This is a genomic window from Streptomyces kunmingensis, from assembly GCF_039533535.1.
GTDB classification, from domain to species: Bacteria; Actinomycetota; Actinomycetes; order Streptomycetales; family Streptomycetaceae; genus Streptomyces; species Streptomyces kunmingensis.
Genome location: NZ_BAAATS010000016.1, coordinates 170,381 through 192,384, shown reverse-complemented (window position 1 = coordinate 192,384; position 22,004 = coordinate 170,381). Strand labels below are relative to the sequence as shown.

17 protein-coding genes are annotated in these 22,004 nt (G+C 71.4%); 9 read left to right on the top strand and 8 right to left on the bottom strand.

Annotation, left to right across the window (positions count from 1 at the left end; translation table 11 throughout):
* Nucleotides 1-66 precede the first annotated feature (66 nt).
* The 4 genes from ABD366_RS19365 (at nucleotide 67) to ABD366_RS19350 (ending at nucleotide 5,623) form a co-directional block, all read left to right on the top strand.
* The gene (locus ABD366_RS19365; protein WP_324769610.1) at nucleotides 67-771 is read left to right on the top strand and encodes a response regulator transcription factor; all 705 of its coding nucleotides are present in this window, start codon (nucleotides 67-69) and stop codon (nucleotides 769-771) included.
* A complete protein-coding gene (locus ABD366_RS19360) occupies nucleotides 768-2,288 on the top strand; it encodes a sensor histidine kinase (RefSeq protein WP_324769609.1) in 1,521 nt (506 codons plus the stop codon). Before ABD366_RS19365 ends, ABD366_RS19360 begins: the two co-directional genes overlap by 4 nt.
* Before the next feature lie 433 nt (nucleotides 2,289-2,721).
* Nucleotides 2,722-4,908, top strand: coding sequence for an ATP-binding protein (locus tag ABD366_RS19355; RefSeq protein WP_324769608.1), 2,187 nt, complete (start codon nucleotides 2,722-2,724; stop codon nucleotides 4,906-4,908).
* Between the two features lie 67 nt (nucleotides 4,909-4,975).
* On the top strand, nucleotides 4,976-5,623 hold the full coding sequence (locus tag ABD366_RS19350; protein ID WP_324769607.1) for a class I SAM-dependent DNA methyltransferase: 648 nt from the start codon (nucleotides 4,976-4,978) through the stop codon (nucleotides 5,621-5,623).
* 9 nt (nucleotides 5,624-5,632) lie between these two features.
* Here the strand turns inward: ABD366_RS19350 and ABD366_RS19345 are convergent, their stop codons facing one another.
* Nucleotides 5,633-6,706, bottom strand: coding sequence for a PHP domain-containing protein (locus ABD366_RS19345; protein WP_324769605.1), 1,074 nt, complete (start codon nucleotides 6,704-6,706; stop codon nucleotides 5,633-5,635).
* A gap of 324 nt (nucleotides 6,707-7,030) precedes the next feature.
* Here ABD366_RS19345 and ABD366_RS19340 point away from each other — a divergent pair, with 324 nt between their 5' ends.
* From ABD366_RS19340 to ABD366_RS19320, 5 genes are all read left to right on the top strand, one after another.
* Complete coding sequence (locus ABD366_RS19340; protein WP_324769604.1) at nucleotides 7,031-7,795, top strand: polysaccharide deacetylase family protein; 765 nt, start codon at nucleotides 7,031-7,033, stop codon at nucleotides 7,793-7,795.
* Between the two features lie 160 nt (nucleotides 7,796-7,955).
* The gene (locus tag ABD366_RS19335) at nucleotides 7,956-9,278 is read left to right on the top strand and encodes a toll/interleukin-1 receptor domain-containing protein (RefSeq protein WP_324769602.1); all 1,323 of its coding nucleotides are present in this window, start codon (nucleotides 7,956-7,958) and stop codon (nucleotides 9,276-9,278) included.
* 114 nt (nucleotides 9,279-9,392) lie between these two features.
* Entirely contained in the window at nucleotides 9,393-10,379 is a 987-nt protein-coding gene (locus ABD366_RS19330) for a MoxR family ATPase (protein WP_324769600.1), read from the top strand.
* A gap of 2 nt (nucleotides 10,380-10,381) precedes the next feature.
* Entirely contained in the window at nucleotides 10,382-11,383 is a 1,002-nt protein-coding gene (locus ABD366_RS19325; RefSeq protein ID WP_344442154.1) for a hypothetical protein, read from the top strand.
* Nucleotides 11,380-15,396, top strand: coding sequence for an NB-ARC domain-containing protein (locus ABD366_RS19320; protein WP_324769451.1), 4,017 nt, complete (start codon nucleotides 11,380-11,382; stop codon nucleotides 15,394-15,396). Before ABD366_RS19325 ends, ABD366_RS19320 begins: the two co-directional genes overlap by 4 nt.
* Here ABD366_RS19320 and ABD366_RS19315 read toward each other — a convergent pair.
* From ABD366_RS19315 to ABD366_RS19285, 7 genes are all read right to left on the bottom strand, one after another.
* Nucleotides 15,385-15,819 carry a hypothetical protein gene (locus ABD366_RS19315; RefSeq protein WP_324769454.1) on the bottom strand — a complete coding sequence of 145 codons (435 nt, stop codon included), beginning with the start codon at nucleotides 15,817-15,819 and terminating at the stop codon, nucleotides 15,385-15,387. The genes ABD366_RS19320 and ABD366_RS19315 overlap by 12 nt on opposite strands.
* A 109-nt stretch (nucleotides 15,820-15,928) precedes the next feature.
* Entirely contained in the window at nucleotides 15,929-16,996 is a 1,068-nt protein-coding gene (locus tag ABD366_RS19310; protein WP_324769455.1) for a hypothetical protein, read from the bottom strand.
* Between the two features lie 111 nt (nucleotides 16,997-17,107).
* A complete protein-coding gene (gene melA, locus ABD366_RS19305) occupies nucleotides 17,108-18,421 on the bottom strand; it encodes an alpha-glucosidase/alpha-galactosidase (RefSeq protein WP_324769457.1) in 1,314 nt (437 codons plus the stop codon).
* Nucleotides 18,418-18,711, bottom strand: a complete 294-nt coding sequence (locus tag ABD366_RS19300; protein WP_324769458.1) for a hypothetical protein — start codon at nucleotides 18,709-18,711, stop codon at nucleotides 18,418-18,420. The genes melA and ABD366_RS19300 overlap by 4 nt, the downstream gene beginning before the upstream one ends.
* Nucleotides 18,712-18,769: 58 nt before the next feature.
* A complete protein-coding gene (locus ABD366_RS19295) occupies nucleotides 18,770-19,663 on the bottom strand; it encodes a carbohydrate ABC transporter permease (protein ID WP_324769459.1) in 894 nt (297 codons plus the stop codon).
* Entirely contained in the window at nucleotides 19,660-20,616 is a 957-nt protein-coding gene (locus ABD366_RS19290) for a carbohydrate ABC transporter permease (protein ID WP_324769460.1), read from the bottom strand. The genes ABD366_RS19295 and ABD366_RS19290 overlap by 4 nt, the downstream gene beginning before the upstream one ends.
* A gap of 9 nt (nucleotides 20,617-20,625) precedes the next feature.
* Entirely contained in the window at nucleotides 20,626-21,954 is a 1,329-nt protein-coding gene (locus ABD366_RS19285) for an ABC transporter substrate-binding protein (RefSeq protein WP_344442151.1), read from the bottom strand.
* Nucleotides 21,955-22,004 lie beyond the last annotated feature (50 nt).

Here is a 22,004-nt window from a genome sequence, read left to right as displayed (position 1 = left end):
CCTGCCCAGCAGGTCACACACCACACCACGACCGAGACAGACCTAACGGAGTCCTACTATGGGCGGGTGGAAAAAGTGCGCCTCCTGGTCGTCGACGACGACCCTCCGATTGCCGATCTCGTCGCGACCGTCGCCCGCTACGAAGGCTGGGACGCCGTCACCGCGAACTCCGGCGAGGAGGCGCTCAGGCTGGCCGGCGAGTTCCGCCCGGACATCGTGGTGCTCGACCTGATGCTGCCGGGTGTCGACGGTTTCGGCGTCCTGGACCGGCTGCGCGCCGCCGGCACGATGGTGCCCGTGGTCTTCCTCACCGCGCGGGACGGCGTCGCCGACCGGGTGGCGGGGCTGACCCGGGGCGGCGACGACTACCTGGTCAAACCGTTCGCGGTGGAGGAGTTGATGGCGCGCCTGCGCACAGTGCTGCGGCGCAGCGCCGGGCCGAACTTCCAGCGGTCGGTCCTGCGGGTGGGCGACCTGTCGATGGACGAGGACACGCACGAGGTGCGCCACGGCGCGAGGCCGCTCACCCTCACGCCCACCGAGTACGAGGTGCTGCGCTTCCTGATGCGCAAGTCGCCGACCGTGATGACGAAGGCGCAGATCCTCGACCATGTGTGGGAGTACGGCTTCGGGGGGCGCTCGAACGTCGTGGAGCTGGTCATCAGCCGGCTGCGCCGCAAGCTCGACCCCGACGCCCGCGAGGACGCGGCCGCGCCGCTCATCCAGACGGTGCGCGGCTTCGGCTATGTCATACGGCAGGCCGGCGAGTGAGGCGGGTCATCGGCGGGCTGCGTCTGGCGTACCGGCGGCTGCGGCTCGGCACCCGGCTCGCGCTGGGGCTCGGGGCGCTGGCACTGGTGGTGTTCGCCGTCGTCGGCACGGCCCTGACCACGTACATGCGGGACTATCTGACGCACCAGCTCGACGACCAGCTCGGGCTCGCCCAGGTCGCCCAGTCCAAGAGCATCGCCGAGAACGGCACGCTCCAGGGCAAGAAGTACTACCGCTGGTACTACGCCGTGTACGACGTGTCGGGCGGTGACGCCGAGCTGCGCTCGCCCGAGGACGCCGGCGACCTGCCCCGGGACATCGCTCCGCTCACCTCCCTGGCGAGGAAGCAGATCTCCGACGACACCGAGGTGCTGCGCACCGCGCACCTCACGGGCACCGGCGAGTACCGGTTGCGCGCCTGCGCGGTGAAGCCCGGTGTGGTCCTGGTCAGCGCGGCGCCCACGCACGACATCGACGACACGCTGCGGCGGCTGATCGGGGTCCAGGTCGTCGCCTTCGCGCTTGCGCTCGCGGCGCTCGTGGAGTTCGGCCGGCGGATGCTGCGCCGGGGCCTGAACCCCCTCAGCGACATGGCGCACACCGCCCACGGCATCGCCTCGCACGATCTGACCGAGTCGGCGGCCCGGCTGCCGATCCGCGCCGACGAGCGGGGCGGCGGCCCGGAGGTCGAGGAACTGCGCACGGCCTTCAACACGATGCTGGAGCACATCGACGACTCCCTCGCGGTCCGCGCGGAGGCCGAGCAGCGCCTGCGGCGCTTCGTCGCCGACGCCTCGCACGAACTGCGTACGCCGCTGATGTCCGTACGGGGGTACGCGGACCTCTTCCAGTACGCCGCCGCCAACGCCCCCGAGGAACGGGACAAGCATCTGACGCGGCTGCGCGCCGAGGCGGCCCGGATGGGGGTGCTCCTGGACGACCTGCTGCTGCTCGCCCGTCTGGACGCGGCCGAGGTGGACGCGCCGCTGAGACTGCAGGCAGCGGATCTGGTGGAGCTGGTCGAGGACGCGGCCGCCGCCTTCCGGGCCGGCCGTCCCGACCGGCCGCTCACGGTCACGGCCTCGTCGCGGCCGGCCCCGCTCGGGCTGTGCGTGGACCCGCACCGCATCCGGCAGGTCCTGGACAATCTGCTCACCAACGCGGCCGTGCACACCCCGGCCGGTACGCCGGTGTGGGTGGCGGTCGCGCGGGAGGGGGGCACGGCCGTGGTGCGGATCGAGGACGCCGGGCCGGGGATCCCGCCCGCCGACCGGGAGAAGGTCTTCGACCGCTTCTACCGCGTCGACAAGGCCCGCACCCGCGACCGGGGCGGCAGCGGCCTCGGCCTGTCGGTCGCCCGAGCCCTGGCCCGCGCCCACGGCGGCACGCTCACCCTCGATGCCCGGCCCGGCTCAACGGTCTTCACCCTGACGCTGCCGCTGCCGGAGCCGCTGGACGGAGGGCCGGCCTCCCGTGACGGCGGCGCTGCGCCGGGGCCCGGCAGCGGTGGCCGGTGAGAGCACAGCCGCGAGGAGCATGAGCAGCAGGACCGGGATCATCGCGCCGCGCAGGCCGTGGTGTTCGCCGACGAAGCCGAGCGCCGGCGGTCCCGCGAGCAGCGCGACGTACCGCAGGGCGGTGCGGTGACGGCGGATCAGCGGATCCAGAGCGGCGGGGCGGGCGTCGGGCGACGGAACGGCGGGCATGCCTACGTACCCTCTTCACCTCCCGCCCCCTGAACCGTGCGGCCGTGGCGCGGGCTCGGCTCAATGTGCCCGTGTCCGACGACGCGGCCGGGACCTCTCCCGCCCGGCCAGACCCGAACCCGCCCAGCAACCGACCCTGGACGGGCGGGTGGAAGATGCTACGGATCGAGCCATAACTCCTCCTTGCCACCCGCCCAGTTGATAGCACTGACCGTGACAGGGAACTCGGCACGGGAGTGGGACGATGGCGGCGGACAAGCAGCGAGAGCGGCGCGCGGGCGAGCTGCCCCGGGCAACCGGGCAACTGGTGGGCCGCCGGACCGAGTTGGCGCAGGTCGCGCAGGCACTCCAGCCGCACCGGATGGTGACGCTCGTGGGGGTCGGCGGCGTCGGCAAGACGCGGGTGGCGCAGAGCGTCGCCGCCCAGTTGCAGCCGGAGCTCAAGGACGGAGCGTGGTGGGTCGCGCTGTCCGGCCTGCGGGACGGGGAGCTGCTGCCGCACGCCATCGCCGAGGCTCTGCCGATGGCGCACCAGACGGCCGTGCCGGTGATCGACGCGCTGGCGCACTATCTCGCCCAGCGCAACCTCCTGCTGGTCCTCGACACGTGCGAGCACCTCACACGGGAACTGCGCCCGGTGGTGGAGCGGTTGATCGGAGCCTCGCCGGGGCTGCGGATCCTGGCCACGAGCCGGCGTCCGCTGGGAGTGGCGGCGGAGGAACTGCTGACGGTGGAGCCGCTGCCCGTTCCCGGACCCGGGACGGGGCCGGAGAGAGGACCTGCCGAGGGGCCGGAGACCGACGCGATGGTGCTGCTGGCCGAGCGGGCGGCCGACGCGGTGCCCGGTTTCACGGTCACCGCGTCCGGCCGGGCCGATCTGGAGCGGTTGTGCCGGCAGCTGGAGGGCCTGCCACTGGCGATCGAGCTGGCCGCCGCCCGGTTGCGGGAGCTGTCACCCGCGGAACTGGCCGACCGGCTGGCGGACCGGGTGTCCGACCGGTTCTCGGTGCTCGGCGACGGCGACACCACCGCCGAGGCGAACACCGGCCTCCACCCCGACACCGCCGCCGCCGCCACCGGGGACGTGGAACCCATCTGGCACCAGGCGCTGCGCACCGCCATCGGCTGGAGCCACCAACTGTGCACCCCGGCCGAGCGGTTGCTGTGGGCACGCCTGTCCGTGTTCGTGGGCAGCTTCGACATGGAAGGCGCCGTGCAGGTCTGCGGCGACGACCGCCTGGACCCGAAGGAGATCCCTCAGCTGCTGGCCGGGCTCGCGGAGAAGTCGATCATCACGTGGGAGCCGACGGCGGCCGGTGAGCGCTACCGGATGCTGGACACCATCCGCGAGTACGGCGAAGGCTGGCTCCGGAGTCTGGGCGAGGGCCGGGAGTTCCGCCGCCGCCACCGCACCTGGTACCTGCGCCTCGCCCGGGACGGCGACGCGGCGTGGATGGGGCCCGACCAGTACGCCTGGTACGAGCGGATGCACGCCGAACTCGACAACCTCCGGCTCGCCCTCGACTCCTGTCTGGGTTCCGCCGACACCCGGATCGGCCTCGGAATGGCCGGAGACCTGTGGTTCCTCTGGTACGCGTGCGGACTCGCCCGCGAGGGGAGGCACTATCTCGAGCGCGCCCTGGCGGCGTTTCCGGGACCCAGCCCGCTACGGCTGAAAGCGCTCTACGCGTACGGTCTGGTCCTGACCGAGCTGGGAGATCTGCCCGCGCTGGAGGAGTGTTCCGCCGAGTGCACCGCCCTGGCGGCACGGTTCGGTGAGGCCGAGGACAGCCTCGCCAAGTCGGTGACCGTCGTGACGGCGGCGCTGCGCGGCGACGCCGTCACCGTGCTGAAGCTGACCGATGAACTGCACGCCCGGCACAGCCGCTCGCCGGAGGCCATGCTCAGCGTGCCCGGCCTGGGCTCTCTCTCCGTCGGCAGCCATGCCCGCATCGCCATGGGGATGGCCGAGGAGGCTCTGGTCGGCCTGGACGAGATGCGGCAGACCTGCGACACCTTCGGCGAGAGCTGGATGCGCGCCTGGGGCGACTCCATCCGTGCCCAGGCCGAACTCGCCCTGGGCCGCATCCAGGACGCCGAGCTCTCCGCCCGGGCGTCGCTGACGGTCAAGCACCGGATGCACGACAGCTTCGGTTCCGGCATGTGCCTGGAGGCGATCGCCCAGTGCGCCATCGCCGACGGCGAGGCCGAGCGGGCGGCCCGTCTGCTCGGCCTGGCGCACCAGCTGTGGGACGCCCTCGGCCGGCCCCAGGTCGGCATCCCCACCTGGGTCGCCGCCCACGAGGACTGCGTGGGCCGCACCCGCGAGGCGCTCGGCGACCCGGCCTACGACCGTGCCTTCCACATCGGTTACCGGACCGACCTCGACGCGGGCATCGCCCAGGCCCTGGGCGGCGCCGTGCCCACCTGAGCGGCTCTCACCCCGCGCCTCGAACGTATCTGCGGCGCACGCGTTCCGGGCCCGCTACGGTCTCCGGGTGACCGAACTTCAGACCCTGAATGCCACCCGTGAGTCCTACGACGCCATCGCACCCACCTACGCGCAGATGTTCCACGACTCCCTGCGCGACCGCCCCCTGGAGCGCGCCCTGCTGAGCGCCTTCGCGGAGCTGGTGCGTACGAACGGGGGCGGGGAGGTCGCCGATCTGGGCTGTGGACCGGGATACGTCACCGCTCATCTGCACGGGCTCGGCCTGAACGCCTTCGGTGTCGACGCCTCGCCGGTGATGGTCGAGCTGGCTCGTGAGGCCCACCCCGGACTGCGGTTCGAGGTGGGCTCGATGGGCGCGCTCGACATCGAGGACGGCGCGCTGGGCGGGGTGCTCTCCCGCTGGTCCGTCATCCACACGCCGCCGCAGGACCTGCCCGCCGTGCTCGCGGAGATGGCCCGGGTCCTGGCCCCCGGCGGGCACCTGTTGATCGACTTCCCCGCCTCCGACGGCCCCGACCACGACACCCAGAGCTACGACCACGCCGTCGTCACGGCCTATCGCTGGTCCCCCGACCGGCTCGCCGCGCTCCTGCGCGAGCACGGGCTGGTCGAGGCGGCCCGCACCGTGATCGAGCCGGGCCCCACGGACAAGCGGCAGTTCCAGGAGGTTCAGCTCCTCGCCCGCAAGGCCTAGGCCCCGTCGTCAAGCTCCCGTCTCCCCCTCCCGCTTCGCCCGGGTCCACTCCAGCACCTTGTCCAGGGGCCAGGTCGTGACCACGCGCTCGGCGGGCACCCCGCACTCCTCCGCCCGCGCGCAGCCGATCACCTGCCAGTCCAGCTGGCCCGGCGCGTGCGCGTCGGTGTCCACCGAGAACAGGGTGCCCGCCGCCACGGCACGGCGCAGCAGCCGGCGCGGCGGATCGAGGCGCTCCGGGCGGCTGTTGATCTCCACCGCGGTGCCCGCTGCCGCGCACGCCTCGAACACCGCGTCGGCGTCGAACTGCGACTCGGGCCTGCCGCGCCCGGTGACCAGGCGGCCGGTGCAGTGACCGAGGACATCGGCCCGCGGGTTGCCGACCGCGGCAACCATCCGCCGGGTCATCGCGTCGGCGTCCATGCGCAGTTTGGAGTGCACGGAGACGACCACGACGTCGAGCTGGTCGAGCAGGTCGGGTTCCTGGTCCAGGGAGCCGTCGTCGAGGATGTCGCACTCGATGCCGGTGAGCAGCCGGAACGGTGCCCAGCGGGCGTTCAGATCGGCCACCACCGCCAGTTGTTCCCGTAGCCGCTCGGGGGACAGCCCGCGGGCCACCGTCAGGCGCGGGGAGTGGTCCGTCAGCACGGCCCATTCGTGCCCGACCTCCTGGGCGGCCCGGCCCATCTCCTCGATCGGGCTGCCGCCGTCCGACCAGTCGGAGTGCAGATGGCAGTCGCCGCGGAGCAGCGCACGCAGTCCGGCGCCCGCCCCGCCGGCCACGAGCGGCGTCGTACGTGCCTCTGCTTCGAGGCGTTCCAGATAGGCGGGTACGTCGCCCGCCCAGGCCTCCCGGATCACCCCGGCGGTCTTGGGTCCGATCCCCTTGAGCGCTTCGAGGGAGCCGCCCGTCACTCGCTCGGTGATCTCGGGATCGGACAGCGCGGTGATCACGTCGGCGGCCGTCCGGAAGGCGCGCACCCGGTAGGTCGGGGCGCCTGCGCGCTCCAGCAGGAACGCGATCCGGCGCAGCGCCCGCACCGCCTCCCGCGCCGGCTCACCGTGCTCCGTGTCCACCGTCATCGGGCCGCTCCACCAGGTCATTCCGCGGCAACGGTCCGCGCCGCGGGTCGGATCGACGAGCGGCACACGGCCGGCCCGTCCTCCACAGGATGAACGGAGCGGCCGGGTTCGGCACTCGGGACACGCGCCCCTGCCGGGCCGACGCGCCCTTGCTGCGGCGCCGAATCCTCGTCGGCGCCCGGCGTCCATGGCGGGTTGTCCGCAAACCTTCCCGGGATTGTCCGTGATCGGTAACGGACGCATCCTCCGGCCCGTCCGTCTCGTCCTGCCTGGTGGTCGCAGGGTGGCCAGGGTGTGGCGAGGGACAGTGTGAAAGGGGCGGGCATGACACGGCACGGCGGTGGGCGGGGCTGGAACAGCAAGATGATCGGGGCGGCGCTCGGGGTGACGCTGCTCGCCACCGGCGCCTCGGTGTGGACCGCGCAGGCCGGTGCCACGAACGGCTCGACACCAAAGGCGACCGCCCCGGCCAGTGACGTCAAAGCCGTCGCGGTGACCATCGCGCACGCCTCGGATCAGGGAGAGCGCGGCATCAACATCACCATCGACGACGGCCCCGACCCCGTCTGGACGCCTCAAGTGCTCGACGTGCTCCGCAAGTACGGGGTGAAGGCCACCTTCTGCATGGTGGGGACCCAGGCGCAGGCCCACCCGGATCTCGTCAGAAAGGTGGTCGCCGCCGGGCACCGCCTGTGCGACCACACGGTGGCGCACAACACCGCCATGGACAAGGAGTCCCAGACCTACCAGTCGCGGCAGATACTCGACGCCGAGCGCATGATCACCAAGGCGTCGGGGGGCGTGCGGCCGATGTACTACCGGGCGCCCGGTGGGGCGTTCACTCCCTACAGCCGCAAGCTCGCCGCTTCCCGGGGGATGCGTCCGCTGGGCTGGAACGTGGACACCAAGGACTTCGAGCGGCCGGGCACCGACACCATCGTCGCCACCGTCCGGCGTGAGCTGCCCAACGGACCGACCCTGCTCTTCCACGACGCGGGCGGCGAGCGCACCCAGACCGTCGAAGCCCTGAACCAGCTGCTCCCGCAACTCAAGGAAGAGGGCTACTCCTTCGGCTTCCCGGTGCGGTGAGACCGAGCGGTTGGGCCGACCTCGCCGAATTGAATAAGCGCTCATCAAGGTGAATGTCGTACATTCGGCTGCGCTCGGCGTGACTGTGCGTCACACTCGCTGTTCAAGGGAGTCCGGACGGCGCGCTGTCCGGCATCGAGGACATGGGGGCGGGGGCACCATGGCATTACGTGTATTCATCAGCCATGGCTCCGGTAGGGACGAGTGCGTCCAGGACGCGCTGCAATTGCTGATACCTGAGCTGAAGCGGCGCGGATACCGCGTCTTCTTTGATGTCGAGAGCCTGCGCGTAGGGGATGTCTGGGCCGAGGAGCTCTACACGGAGCTATTCGCGTGCGACGCGGCGGTCGTGCTGCTGGGGCCGCAGACGCTGCAGGATCCGGAGTGGGTCCGGCGCGAGACCGAAGTACTGGTCTCGCGCCATGTGATGAAGAATCTGCCGCATGTACTGCCGGGTCTGATGGGCGGATTGGATCCGGCACAGGCGCGCAGCGTCGGGTTCGCGCCCCTTTTTCGGCTGCAAGCCCGTATTCAGGACCGGCACGATCCGTACAACCCGCCGCCGAACGGCGGGAGTTCGGTCGCTCAGTTCGTCGACTGGATGCTCGAGGAGTTTGCGCACGTCGGCGAGGTGGTGCACGACGAGCAGGTCTCCGAGTGGGCGGAGCGGATCGCCGTCTATCTGGACAAGGCGAGCCGTCGCAATGCCGCGCGGGTACTGACCGCAGCCAAGCGCCTGGGGCTGCACGACAGTGATCTGCGGCAGATCACGGCCAGAATCGGATCGGATCTGCTGCTGGCCTTTCGCCTCTTGTCGGCCGCCAGAGAGGGCGAGGTACTGGCGCAGGCGATCGGTGAGCTGCAATCCGTTCTGGACGCGTCCCTGGCCGGGCTGATTCACGAACTCCTGCCCGGCTGGGCCGATCAGGAGGCCGCCGAGTGCTTCCTGCCTTCGCGGGGCAGCGATGCCTCGGCCGAAGGCAAGGTGATCGTCTTTCCGGCACATCTGGCATGGATGGCAGAGCACCATGTGCAGCGTGCTCTGTGTATGAAGCCGGAGAGCTGGCGGATAAGCGCCCTGTCCGAGGAAAGTGATTTGCCGTGGGCGGGCGAGTCGCCCACGGAACGGTTGCATGATGCATGTCTGGAACAATTGCTCGATCTTTTCCGAGTGCCGCCGTGGAAAAGTCTGGCGGACGTCGAGGAAATACCCGGAGTTCTCCCGTACTTGGTGGTGAGCCTCGAGGACTACTCACTGGAGACGATCGCGGAGGTGGTGCGGTCGCTCCTGCGGGAGTTCGAAGGGCTCAAGGTCCTGAACGTGGTGGTGCTGGCCCCCGTCGATGTTCCCGAACCGAAGGAGCTGGAGGTGTGCGGTCTGGCTGATGCCGTGGTGGTGCATCCCCGGCCCAGTGACGCGGAGCAGTCCCGGGCCTATCGGCTGCACAGGGCCATGGACGGCCTCCTCAAGCAGTGCGGCTGACCTCACTCACCGGGCGGCGTCGCTCCATCTGGACTACCGAAGGGACACCTGATCATGGTCAGGGGCAAGCGGGGAGTTGGCGAGCAGGGCCCTCACGCTGCTGGGCTGAAGGACATGCCGGACCGTCGTGACGGCCTGGTCTACGTCATGCCGCAGGATCTGCGGCTCGCCGTGGAGGTCGCCACGGCCACCGGCCGTCCACTGCTGCTGAGAGGCAATCCGGGTTCGGGCAAATCCTCTCTGGCTCCGTACATCGCACGGCGGCGGCGATGGCGTTACTACGAGTACGTCGTGACGTCACAGACCCGGGCGACGGACCTGCTGTGGACCTTCGACGGGGTGCGGCGCCTCGCGGACGCGCAGGCCGCGCGCTTCGACGGGGGCGGCGGGGGCGGCGGCAAGGCGTTCGACGAGGACGCGTACATCGAGCCGGGCCCGCTGTGGTGGGCCTTCGCCCCGAAGTCGGCGGCCGTGGTGGCGGAGAAGACCCGGCACGCCCGCCGCGAGCACGGCAGCGGTGACGACGCGGCGTCCGGCCCGCACAAGGAGCGCTGGAACCGCAACCGGCGCGTCGACCACGCGGTGGTGCTGATCGACGAGATCGACAAGGCGGACCCCGATGTTCCCAACGGGCTGCTGGTTCCCCTGGCTTCGAACGGTTTCACGGTGACCGAGACCGGGCGCCGCGTCGCGGTGGAGCCGGCTGCCCGGCCCGGGGCCGGAGGGCCCTTCTCGCGCCATCTGGTGATCATCACGACGAACGAGGAGCGCGAGCTGCCCCAGGCGTTCTTACGGCGGTGCGTCATCGCCAGCGCCCCGGAGCCGGAGAGCTGCGTCGAACTGGTGGATATCGCCAAGGCGCACCTCAAGGCCCGTCTGAACAAGGTCATCGCCGAGGATGTGACGCTGGCCGAGGCGCTGGCCGACGAATTGCTCTCCGTGCGGCGCGAGGCCGCGCGGGACGGCATCCGGCCACCGAGCACCGCGGAGTATCTGGACGCCCTGTGGGCCTGCCGCACCCTGAACATCGCGGTGGGGGACGGTCGTTGGGAGAAGCTGCGGGGGCTGACCCTGGTGAAACCCCAGCAGGTGAGGGGTTGAGCATGCCCAGGAAACTGCACGTCAGTGGGGTCGCGGCGGGCCGTGTGGAGCGGACTGCGCGGTCTCAGGCCTGGATCGCCGACATGGCCCGCGTGCTGGCCGCCGTCGACGTCTCCGAGGAAGCGACGTTCGGGCAGGCGGCCGCCATGCTCGGGATGCGCCCCAGGGCAGCCGAGGTGACGCGTACCCCGCCCAGACCGGCCGGGTGCTCGCCGGCCGCGCCCTCGCCCCCCGTCGCACCCCGGCCGTCCGCGCCGCCGGGCGCCGGACCCCAGCCGGTCGCACCGCGCGAAGCACCGTCGCAGATGCCCCTGCTGTTCCCTCTCGGCACCGAGCTGGCCGTCCAGCGGCAGTGGACGCAGCCGCCCGTGGCGGACGAGCCGGCGCCCGGCGGCGCCCGGCCCAGGGCCTACCTGCCGTTGTTCCCGCCGCGTTCCGAGTCCGCCATTCTGCGTCTGCTGCTGTCGCGGGTGGTCGACGAGGGCCCCATCGACGTACAGAAGATCCTGACCGCCATGGCGCACGGGCGCTATATGACCGCACTGCCCCGGATGCCGGTGAGAACCCTGCGCTTCGGCGTACAAGTGCTCGTCGACATCAGCGAAGGCACCCGGCTGTTCGCCCGTGACCAGCAGGAGCTCCTCCATCGGATCACGGCGATCGCCGGCGCCCACGCCTGCGACATCCGCTACTTCGCGCAGGACCCGTTGCGCAGCGGCCCGGCGGGCGGATGGAGTTGGAAGCGGTACACGCCTCCCCCCGTGGGGACCCGGGTTCTGATCATCAGCGACTTCGGGCAGCATGCCCTGCCGCGCGTCGGGCAGGCGGGGATCCGCGTGGTGTGGCAGCGTGCGGCCGGTCTGTGGCACAGGGCGGGAAGTCTGCCGGTGGGGCTGGCCCCGCTGCCCGCGCATCAACAGCCGTCCTGGTTGCGCCCGTTGCTGCCGGTGCTCAGCTGGGACCGGTCGACGACGGCCTCGACCGCGTACGCGAGGCTGGCATGAAGGGCCGGCAGCTTCCGGCCGCCTGGGACGTGCCGTCCCCGGCCCCCGTCTCGCTCGGCGACCTGCCGGACGACGCCCGGCAGCTGGCCGTCGCCCTGGCGACCGCGGTACGCGTCGAACCCGAACTCATCCGGGCTGTCCGCGTGCGGGTGCGCCCCACCGTGAACGTCGGCGCGGAGGCCGGACTGTGGTTCGGCCCGTGGTCCGCGCACCGGGGCAGCCAGTACATGGTGCTGCGCAAGCCGGTGCTGCTCGAAGCACGCAAGGCGCTGGTGCGGGAGTTGCGCGCGAGCCGGCCCGAGGACCCGATCCGGCTGGCGGGCCAGATCATCGACGAGGCCCATGAAGGCCGCTCCCCCGTCCTAGCCCTGGAAGAACGTGTCACGTGGGCGGCCCTGCTCCACGAGGCGGGCGCCGCCGACGCCCCCCACAGTGACGTCGACGAACTCCTGCAGTCCTTTCTGCGCACCGCCGTGGAGGAACCGCAGCGGCGCAGCGGCCTGCGCCAGTGGTTCGCCCAGGCCTGGTCCCGTTTCCCGGAGCACGTACGGCAGACCTCCACGGGGCTCGACCTGGCCGAACTCCTCGGCGGCCCCGGCAGTCGCCAGTTCATCCACGGCGTCCTGGACCCCTCGGTCCCGGACGATGTCGCCGACGTGGTGCTGCCGGTACGCCATGACGGATCGACCCTGGCCTTCGGCGACTCCTGCTGGCCCGCCGACGGCATCCTGGTCCCGGACACCCAGCCCCGCATCGTGCACGTGGCCTCCGACCTGGATGCCTGGGGCGAGGCCCAGGAGGTACGCGTCCCGCGGGGCAGCTTCACCGCCTGTCCCGTCACGACCGTCCCGATGTACGTACGCACCGCCCGCGGGCAGGTCTACCGTGTGGGCGCGCCCGGCGGGGCGGAGGGCATCATCCGGCCGCCCGTGGGCCATCGGGTCAACAGCCGCCTGCTGGGACGACGGATCAACGAACTCACCGACGACGACGCGCGGTACTTCGGCATTCCCACCAGGGCGGGCACCCCGTCGCCCGCGGCGCCCGTCGGCGGCGGGCTGGCCGCCTATCAGCCACGTCGCGTCGATACCGAACTGCGCCGCAAGATCGCGAACACGCAGTACCAGAGCCGGATCCTGCTGGTCCGCGGCAAGCCGCACAGCGGCCGGACGCGCACGCTGTGGGAAGCGATGCGGCAGGAGCTCGCCGAATGGTGGGCCTGGGCCCCGGCGCTCATCGACCGCAACGGGTGCGTACTGAAGGCGCTGGCCGACGACGACATCGGATCGCACACCGTGGTGTGGCTGGACGACCTGGACGAGAGTCTGGTCGCCTCGGAGGGCGAGGCGCTGGCCGAGGGGCTGCTTGAGCTGCTGGACGACCCCGGCCGGCAGCCCGTCGCCGTGCTGGGCACGGTCCAGGAGAACTCCCAGCTGCTGAGCCGCATGCGGGGGGCGGCGACGTCCCTGTTGCGTCACGCCGAGACCGTGCACATCGGCCGTGGCCAGGGCTGGCCCCACCCCGGGCTGCGGCCGCGCGCCTATCCGGTCTCGGTCCAGGGACCCACCGAGCCCGTGCCGGTCGTGGTCGGCCGGCACAGCGAACGGCAGCGGGTGCGGCACGCGTTGCGCCCTTCGTCCGAGACGAGCGTCGTGGCCATCACCGGAGCGGCGGGGGTCGGCAAGTCGGTGCTGGCGGCGCGGGCCGCCCGGGACGCGCGGGCCCTCGGCTGGTTCCCCGGCGGTCTGCTCGTGGTGCCGCTCAAGGGCGAGGACTCCGTATGGACGGCTCTGGCGCGCAGGCTGGGGCTGACGGACGAGGTGGGCGAGGCCTACGCGCAGGCGTGGTGCTCCGCCCAGCTGGCGCTTCTGGGCGGTCCGGAGCGGCGCGTGCTCCTGCTCCTCGACGACGCCAGCCGTGCGCAGATCGCGGCCGTCCGGGCGGTGCTGCCGCCCGGGTGTGCGTCGGTGGCGACCACCCGGCGGGCGCACGCGGACGAGGGCCTGGACGTCGTCGATCTCGGCTCGCTGTCCCAGGCCGACGCGACGGCGCTGCTCGAAGCCTTCCTGTGGCAGCGCAACCCGGAGGACGCCCGGGTCGAGCAGGACAGCGCGGCCACTACAGGCGTCGTGAAGCTCTGCGGCGGTTTTCCGCTGGCCCTGGCCACCGCGGCGACCTGGCTGGCCGCCGATCCGCGGCGCACCATGAAGCAGCTTCTGGTAGTGCTGGAGTTCGAGTCCGCCCTCGGCCTGGAGCATCACGGGGAGCTGCCGGTACGCCATGCGCTGGACGTCACCTTCCACGGCGCCCTGCCCGCACAGCAGAAGGCCCTGTGCTTCCTGACGCTGTTGCCGGGCCCGGAGTTCGCCACCACGACCGCGGAGGTGGCCCTGCAACGGGGCGCGCGGACGGCCGCTCTGCTGGAGGAGCTGGCGCAGCGGCATCTCATCGCGCCGACGGACGACCCCGACCGCTGGCAGGTCCCCGCCCTGCTGCGGGTCTACGGCCAGGCGGTGATGTCGAGCCACCTGTCGGGCAGGGAGATCGGACGGACCCGAGCCCGGATCATGGCCTACTACCAGGAGCGGGCGACCAGCGCCGAGCGCGTGGTGGGGGCGGAGCAGGAGGGGGCCGGGCGGGGCAGGACCGCTCTGGAGTGGATGCGCACCGAGTTGAACAACGTGGTCGCCATGGCCCGCTGGTGCTTCACGAACGACGCCCCGGAAGCGGGCGCCGCGATGGCGATGAACGCGGCCCGCTTCCTGTTCCAGGACCACCAGCACGCGGTGCTGATGGAGTTGATGGAGAAGGCGGAGCGCTGGGCGGACCGGCACGGCCAGGCCGCCCTGCGGGCCGGTGCGCTCGGCAACATCGCCATCGCCTTCGCCGCCCGCGGTGACCTGCCCCGGGCCCGGGAGACCCTGGCCTTCATCGCCCATATCTCCAGGTCGCACACGGGCGCCCAGGAACTGCAGATGGTCACCAACCTCGGTGCGGTCCTCATCAACGCCCAGCAGCCGCACGAGGCTGTCGAGCTGCTCTCCGACGCGGTGGCCCAGAACCTCAACGGGAGCCCCGCCGCCATGGTCCTGTTGCAGTGCAACCTGAGCACCGCCCTGCTCCAGGCCGGCAGCACCGACCGGGCGTTCGCCACGCTCCGCACCGCGGAGGAACTCGCCGAGCGGCACCCTCTGCCGCCCGAGGAGCAGGGCCCCTTGTTCCGCAGTCTGGCGGACGCCCTCAAGACCACGGGCCACCTCGATCGTGCCGTGGGATGTCTGGAGACGTCGCTGAAGGCGTACGCCGTGGTGGGGAACCTGCCCGTCCAGGCGCTCCTGCACCAGGATCTCGCCTCGCTCTACCTCCGGGCGCGGCAGCCGGCCGCGGCCGTCCCGCATCTGGAGCAGGCGGTGCGGCTCTTCCACAAGCTGGCGAACCCGGCGGCCGAGGCCGACGCGAGCCAGGCGCTCGCCGAGACGTTCCGCATCCTCGACCTGCACAACAAGGCTCTGCACTGGTTCACCAGTGCGCGCGAGCTGCATCAGCGCAACAACAACGAGGAGCTGGCGGCCCAGGCGCTGCGCACCATCGGGGTCCTGCTCCTGCAGACCGGCCGTCCTGCCGAGTCGATTCCCGCACTGCGCAACGCCAGTGCGCATCTGGAGGCCCTGGGGGTGCAGCACGGCCAGGCCAGGGCGCTGCGCTCGTTGGCTCAGGCGTGTCTGAGCGAGGACAACGTGCTGGGGGCGCATGCGGCGCTGCTGAGGTGCGCCGAGCTGTACAGCCAGCTCGCGGCCGAGCAGGCCTATCCGGACCCGCAGGCTTCCACGGATCAGGGCAGCGGGGACCTGGCCGAGCGGGCGCACGTGGAGAACGCGCTGCGGGACGAGACGCGGGCGCTCATCGCCGATCTGCTGAGCGTGAGCCACCGCCTCGAGCTGTTCGGGCACGTCGACGACGCACGGCAGGCCCTGTCCGCCGTGGAGCTGCTGGGGCAGCGGTCAGGGGCCTGACGGGGCCCCGGCCAGACCGCCGCCGGCCGCGACGTCCCCCATGCCGAAGACGGCGAACCGGGGTTCGACGTCGTGGTGCAGCGCGATGGCCGCGCCGATGGCGGTGCCGTCCGGCTCGTCGTGGAGCGTGACGGCGCTGCGGGCCTGCCACACCGTCTGCGCCCAGGAGGTGAGTTCGTCGTGCAGGGCACTGCTGCCGGCTGCCCGCTCGGCGATCCGTACGGAGATCGCCTGGGCGGTGGACACGTTGAAAGGCTCCTGCGCCAGCTCCTCCAGCACTCCCGCGTCCAGCCCGGTGCCCGCTGTGCCGCCGCGCGTCGGTTCGAGAATCGTCTTGAGCTTCTCCCACGCGCTCGCCCCGGTACCGGCGGCGTCCAAGGCCACCTGCACGAGCAGAGCTGCCGAGACCGGTGTCACGCCCATGGTTCCCCCCTTTTCCGCCGGGTACGACGGAAAGAGCCCCGTCGCGCCGACGATCCTGCCTGCTTCGTACCCCCCACAACGCGCCTGGAAGCTTTCCGCGACGGCCTCGTCACTCCCGGGGTCCGGCCTGTCCCCCGGACGGAGCGGAGCTCGACAGCACGTCCGATCCGGGAGGGGGCCCTCCCACCGCACCGCTGCGCAGCCGCTCGAAGACCAGGTCGAAGGTGAAACCCGCGGTGAAGCCCAACGGGACGGTGATGAACAACAGTCGCCGTACGTCCAGCCGCTCCAACAGCGTAGGGGTGCTGAGCAGTTGGGACGCCACGTAGAGGAGAACCGTAACGAGACCAGCACCTAGGCCTCGTATACAGGCACGCAGCCACCGCGACTCGGTCTCAAACGAATTGCGGATGACCGCGCCCGCCACCGAGGCCAACAGCGGGGCACAGACCAGCAGGGTCAGATCTTTGGAGGTCGCGGCCCGGGCGGGCCCCGCCGTCACGAGCCCGGCGACCGCGGCGGCCATGCAGGCCACCGCCACGCTCCAGCCCGCCGCTCCCGACCAGGCGGACCGCCACTTTCCGCGGGTGGCGGCGCGTTCTCGCCGCAGCCGCCGGGTCCGCTGGCGCAGCAGGCACGCCACGAGCCGTTCGGCCGAGTCCGCCGACCAGTCCTGGCCCAGCAGCGCGATGTCGGCGTCGTCGGTGTCGTTGCGCACCTTGTCCAGGTTGACCCACACCTGGCCCGCGCCACCGCCGAAGGCGGCGACGGGCAGCACCGGGATCTGCCGTGCCAGTGCGACGATGCCGGCCACGCGGGTGGACTGGCCGCCGCCCACCATCAGGACGCCGTCGCACGACATGAGCGTGCGGTAGTAGGCGACCTCCCATTCACCGCTGGTGTCGCGCACCACGTCGACGCTGACCGAACTGCCCTCCGTGAGCGCGAAGTCGACACTGCGGTGCCGCGGGGGGAAGGCGACCACGCGGCCCGGGATGCCTTCTCCGCAGGCCTCCGCGTACCCGCGGACCACCTCAGCCTCGATGTACGTCTCCTTGCTGGAGAACACGGCCAGATCGCACTGTGCCCGCGCCAGCGCGCGCCCCAGCTCGTGGCAGCCCCGCGGCCCTTGCGCGACGTTCCGCAGGGGCGGCGTCAACCCCCGCGTGGCGTCCACGCTCCCTGTGACGGCGATGAGAGGGCGTTCCCCCGGCGACTGAGGCATGAACCAATTGAGGCACAACCGCCGTCCTCGGCGCCGGAGTTCGGCCGTCTCGATCCGGTTCGGTCAGTCGCCCAGCAGTGTGCGCAGACTCGGCTGGAGCCGCTCGCCGTGGGCGCGGACCAGGTCGTCGCACAGCTGCCAGATCCGCTCGACGGGCAGGGTGGCGGCGGTGGCCGGATCGGTCATGGCGGCCTGCCGGATGTGGCGCGGTTCGTCCTCGATCGCGGCGCGGACGACGAGATCGTTGGCGCTGAGGTAGGTGCGGTTGAGCGCGGCCAGCTGGGGCGGGAGCGAGCCGACCCGGGTGGGCTGCACACCGGAGGCGTCCACCAGGCAGGGCACCTCGACGACGCCGTGCGCGGGCAGGTTGTCGATCAGGCCGTGGTTGGGCACGTTGCCGTAGACCGTGCGCGGGGTGCCGGTGACGATGCTGTGGATGATCTGCGGGGCGTACTCCATCGTGCCCTCCACCTCGAGCGCCTTCCCGGCGGCCAGGGCCTCGCGCGTGCGCTCGTACTCCGCGACGTTGTCGTCGACGATGCCGAGGTAGGCGCCGATCGGCAGCCGCAGGCGCTCGACCTCGCTGTCGTGGTGCAGGTACCAGGGCACGTACTCGCTGGAGTGCTCGCTGGTCTCGGTCGGGTAGTAGCCGAGGCGCCGGTACATGTCCACGCGCACGCGGCGGCGCAACTGCTCGTCGGAGGCGATGAGTTCGTCGAGCTTCGCGTAGAGGTCGCGGCCCTCGTGCTCGAAGCGCAGCACCCATGCCTGGTGGTTGACCCCGGCGGCGCTGTAGGTGATCTCCTCGTACGGGACCTTCACCAGCTGGGCGAGGTCCTGCATCGTCCAGTACACCGAGTGGCACAGGCCCACGACCCGGGTGAGACCCGTGGCCTCGGTGAGGTACTGGACGTTCATCGCCATGGGGTTGGTGTAGTTGAGCAGCCAGGCGTCGGGGCAGACCTCGGCGATGTCCGCGCCGAGTTCCTTGAGGAACGGGAACGTGCGCAGGGCGCGGAAGATGCCGCCGATCCCGAGGGTGTCGCCGATCGTCTGGCGCAGCCCGTAGCGGGCGGGGACCTCGAAGTCGGTGCGGGTGGCCTCGCCCATGCCGATCTGCACGATGTTGATGACGAAGTCGGCGCCGGTCAGGGCCTCACGGCGGTCGGCGTGCGCGGTGATCGTGGCGTTCGCCGCGCCGCGCTCCTTCGCTATGTACTCGGCCGCGACCCGCGCCGTGGTCAGGCGCTCGGGGTCGATGTCGTGCAGGGCGATGTGTGCGCCGGTCAGCTCGGGCAGGGCGAACAGGTCGGCGAGCAGGCCCTGGGTGAAGACGACGCTGCCGGCTCCGACGAAGGCGATCTTGGGGTGGTTCATGAGGTGGGTGCTCCGGTGCGGGTGATGTGGGTGAGGACTTCGTCTGCCGGGGTGGAGAGGGAGCCGCAGGTGACGGCGTAGCGCAGGGCTTGGTGGAGGGGTTGGCCGTCCAGGGTGGCGGCGAGGAGTTCGGCCGCTTCCTCCGGTGTACGCGCGCCCGGTCCCGCCAGGTGCCGGATGTCGAGGGACGTGGTTGGCGTGGGGGCCAGGTGCAGGGCGCTGGTGTCGACGAGTTGTTCGTGCCGGCCGAAGTCGAGCAGTTGCGTCAGCAGGTCGTATCGGGGCGGCATCGCATGTCCTTGCGTTCGTACGGAAAGAGTGCGGATACGGGGCAGGGGCGGGCGCCGTTCAGCCCTTGAGGCCGGTCGCGGTCAGGGAACGGATGAACGTCTTCTGCGCGAAGAGGAACGCGAGCAGCACCGGCAGGACGGTGATCACGTTGCCCGCCATCACCGCGGACCAGCGGGTGTGGTGCGTCCCCTGGAAGGTGGTGAGGCCGAGCTGGAGCGTGTACTGGGTGTCGTGGTTGATCGCGATGAGCGGCCAGGACAAGTCGTTCCACGTGGTCAGGAAGGTGAGTACGGCGACGGTGGCGAGGGCGGGGCGGGCCAGTGGCAGCACGATCGACCAGAGGACGCGCAGTCGTGCGCAGCCGTCGATCCAGGCGGCCTCCTCCAGCTCCCGCGGCAGGGAGAGGAAGAACTGCCGCAGCAGGAACACCGCGAACGGGGTCACGAGCGAGGGCACGATGAGCGCGCCGAGGGTGTCGATGAGTCCGAGCTTCTTCATGACGAGGAAGGTCGGGATCATCGTCAGCTGGAACGGCACGGCCATGGTCGCCAGCATCAGCATCAGCAGCAGGCGCGATCCGGCGAACCGCATCCGGGCGAAGGCGTAGCCGCCCAGGACGCCGAAGACGAGGTTCGAGGCGACCGCGACGGTGGAGACGATCACCGAGTTGAGCAGCCAGCGCGGGAACATGCCGTTGCCGAGGACGTAGCGGTAGCCGCTGAGGTCGATCCCGTCGGGCAGCAGCTCGGTCGGGAACCGGTTGAACTGGGCGTCGCTCATGAAGGAGCTGAGGAGCAGCCACACCAGGGGCAGCGCGAACAGCACGGCGAGGGGCGCGAGCAGCAGATGCCAGGCGCTGAAGGGCAGTCGGCGGCGTGGGCGGTCGGCTTCCACGGGCCGGGCGAGGGGCCGCCGGCCCGTGGTCCCGGGCAGGTGGGTCGTCGTGGTCATGAGGTGGCTGCTTCCTTGCGGGTGTGGCGCTCGCGGCCGCTGCGGACGAGGCGCAGGACGACGGCCGGCACGAGCAGCGCCAGGGCGAGGACGTACGCGGCGGCGGCTCCGTATCCCGCGGTGAAGTTCTTGAACGCCTGCTCCCAGATGAAGTAGACGATGACGGTGGTGGAGCCGAGCGGGCCGCCCTTGGTGGTGACGTAGACCAGGTCGAAGACCTGCAGGGCTTGGATGGTCTGCCACAGCAGCAGGAACACGGTGACGGGGGCGACGGTCGGCAGCGTGACGTGGCGCAGCACGTGCCGGTGCTCCGCTCCGTCCAGGCGGGCCGCCTCGATGAGTTCCTTGGGGACGTCCTGGAGTGCGGCGAGGTAGATGACGGTGCACAGTCCCGTGCCGCTCCACAGGCTGATGACGATCAGCAGGTACAGCGCCTGTGACGGGTCGGTGAGGAACCCTTGTGAGGAGATGCCGAGGCGGTGCAGTACGGAGTTGGCGGCGCCGAACTCGGGGTCGAGGACGAAGGAGAAGAGCACGCCCTGGGCTGTCGCCGAGACGACGAACGGGACGAAGAAGAGGGTGCGGTAGAGGCCGACGAAGCGGATGCGCCGGTTGAGGGCGAGGGCGAGCGCCAGTCCGGCGGCGATGCTCAGCGGTACGTACAGGAGCGTGTAGACCAGGGTGTTGCGGACGGCCTCGTGGAAGTGCGGGTCCTGCACGAGCGCGTGGTAGTTGTCCAGGCCGACCCAGCGGCTGGGGGTGACGAGGTCGTCGGCGCGGAAGGAGAGGAGCAGCGACCACAGGACCGGGACGACGCTGAGGCCGATGATGACCAGGACGGACGGGGAGACGAACGCCCAGGCCGTGGCGGCTTCGCGGCGGTGGCGCCGGCGCAGGGCGCGGGGGTCGGACCGGACGGGTGACACGGTCACGGGTGTGGGAAGTCGGGGCATGTCAGGTCCTCAACGCGGGATGAGCAGGGTGGCGTTGGCGTCGTCGGCGCAGGCGCGGATGGCCGCTTGCGGGCTGGAGCGGCCGAGCAGTACGGAGACGGTGGCCTCCCCCAGCGCCTGGGAGATGCTGGGGTAGGCGGGGTGCACGGGCCGGACGCGGGCCGAGGGCAGTGCGTCGGTCCACACCGCCAGGCCCGGTGTCCTGTCGGTGTGCTCGCGCCAGGCGGGGCTGTCCTCGCTCCCCCGGCTCAGCGGCAGGCTGCCCGCCTCCACGTCCCAGCGGCTGTCCTGGGCGGGGTCGGTGAGCCAGCTGACGAAGGTGCGGGCGGCCCGGGCGCGTGCCTCGCCGTTGTCGAACACCGTCCACGTGTCGGGGCCGGAGATCGTCACCGGCTTGCCGTCGAAGGTGGGCAGCGGCACCACGTGGTAGTCGACCTTCGCCTGGGTGATGTCCGGCAGTTGCCAGGGTCCGGTCGGCACCATGGCCATCCGCCCGGCCAGGAACACCTTGTACATCTGCTCGCTGCCCGGCTTGGGGTCGATGTAGACGCTCTTGTCGCGCACCAGGCCCTGGACGACCTCCAGTGCGCGGACGCCCTCCTCCGCGAAGCCGATGTGCTTGCCGTCCTCGGCGATCACCTCACCGCCTAGGCCCCAGATCATGGGCCACAGCCGCCACACCGTGTCCTCGTCGCCGGTCCCGGGCCAGCCGGTGCCGAACCTGCCCTTGCCCGCGTCGGTCAGGCGGCGGGCCACGTCGGTGAAGTCGTCCCAGCTCCAGCCGGGTTCGGGCAGGTCGATCCCGGCCTCGGCGAAGAGTGTCTTGTTGCAGACCATGGCCAGGCAGTCGACCACCGCGGGCAGCGCCCGGACCTTGCCGTTGATCGTGACCGCCTGCCGGGCCGAGGGCCAGTAGGCGGCCCAGGGGGTGGTCCGGTCGCGTACGTACGAGGTCAGGTCGACCGCCTGGGGGCTGCGGGCGACGCTGGCCAGGTCCGAGCCGAAGATGAACGCCACGTCGGGGTAGGCGCCGGAGGCGAGTGCCGCGGTGACCTTCTGCAACATGGTGTCCGCGAGGACGCCGCCGCCCAGGTCGACGCGGATGTCGGAGTGGGTGCGGTGGAACTCGGCGACGAGGTTCTTGATCACCTTGAGGGCGGAGTCCGTCTGCCCGTGCCACACCTGGATGGTGACCGTGCCGTCGGCCGCGACCCCGTCGGCCGCGCCGGCGGCGCACCCGGCAGCGGCGCCGCCCGCCACCGCGAGCGCCGCCGCGGACCCGGTGCGCAGGACGGTGCGGCGCGTCGGGGACCCGGGCCAACGGGGTGTTGCAGTCATCACTACCTCCGAGAGAGAACAGACGCGGGACGAGGTGCGGCGCGGACGCC

Bases quoted from the DNA above. Each gene is read 5' to 3' on its own strand.
- melA (WP_324769457.1), bottom strand. From the start codon at position 18,421: ATGAACCACCCCAAGATCGCCTTCGTCGGAGCCGGCAGCGTCGTCTTC.
- ABD366_RS19340 (WP_324769604.1), top strand. From the start codon at position 7,031: ATGACACGGCACGGCGGTGGGCGGGGCTGGAACAGCAAGATGATCGGG.
- ABD366_RS19325 (WP_344442154.1), top strand. From the start codon at position 10,382: ATGCCCAGGAAACTGCACGTCAGTGGGGTCGCGGCGGGCCGTGTGGAG.
- ABD366_RS19290 (WP_324769460.1), bottom strand. From the start codon at position 20,616: ATGCCCCGACTTCCCACACCCGTGACCGTGTCACCCGTCCGGTCCGAC.
- ABD366_RS19320 (WP_324769451.1), top strand. From the start codon at position 11,380: ATGAAGGGCCGGCAGCTTCCGGCCGCCTGGGACGTGCCGTCCCCGGCC.
- ABD366_RS19355 (WP_324769608.1), top strand. From the start codon at position 2,722: ATGGCGGCGGACAAGCAGCGAGAGCGGCGCGCGGGCGAGCTGCCCCGG.
- ABD366_RS19295 (WP_324769459.1), bottom strand. From the start codon at position 19,663: ATGACCACGACGACCCACCTGCCCGGGACCACGGGCCGGCGGCCCCTC.
- ABD366_RS19330 (WP_324769600.1), top strand. From the start codon at position 9,393: ATGCCGGACCGTCGTGACGGCCTGGTCTACGTCATGCCGCAGGATCTG.
- ABD366_RS19285 (WP_344442151.1), bottom strand. From the start codon at position 21,954: ATGACTGCAACACCCCGTTGGCCCGGGTCCCCGACGCGCCGCACCGTC.
- ABD366_RS19335 (WP_324769602.1), top strand. From the start codon at position 7,956: ATGGCATTACGTGTATTCATCAGCCATGGCTCCGGTAGGGACGAGTGC.
- ABD366_RS19315 (WP_324769454.1), bottom strand. From the start codon at position 15,819: ATGGGCGTGACACCGGTCTCGGCAGCTCTGCTCGTGCAGGTGGCCTTG.
- ABD366_RS19300 (WP_324769458.1), bottom strand. From the start codon at position 18,711: ATGCCGCCCCGATACGACCTGCTGACGCAACTGCTCGACTTCGGCCGG.
- ABD366_RS19345 (WP_324769605.1), bottom strand. From the start codon at position 6,706: ATGACGGTGGACACGGAGCACGGTGAGCCGGCGCGGGAGGCGGTGCGG.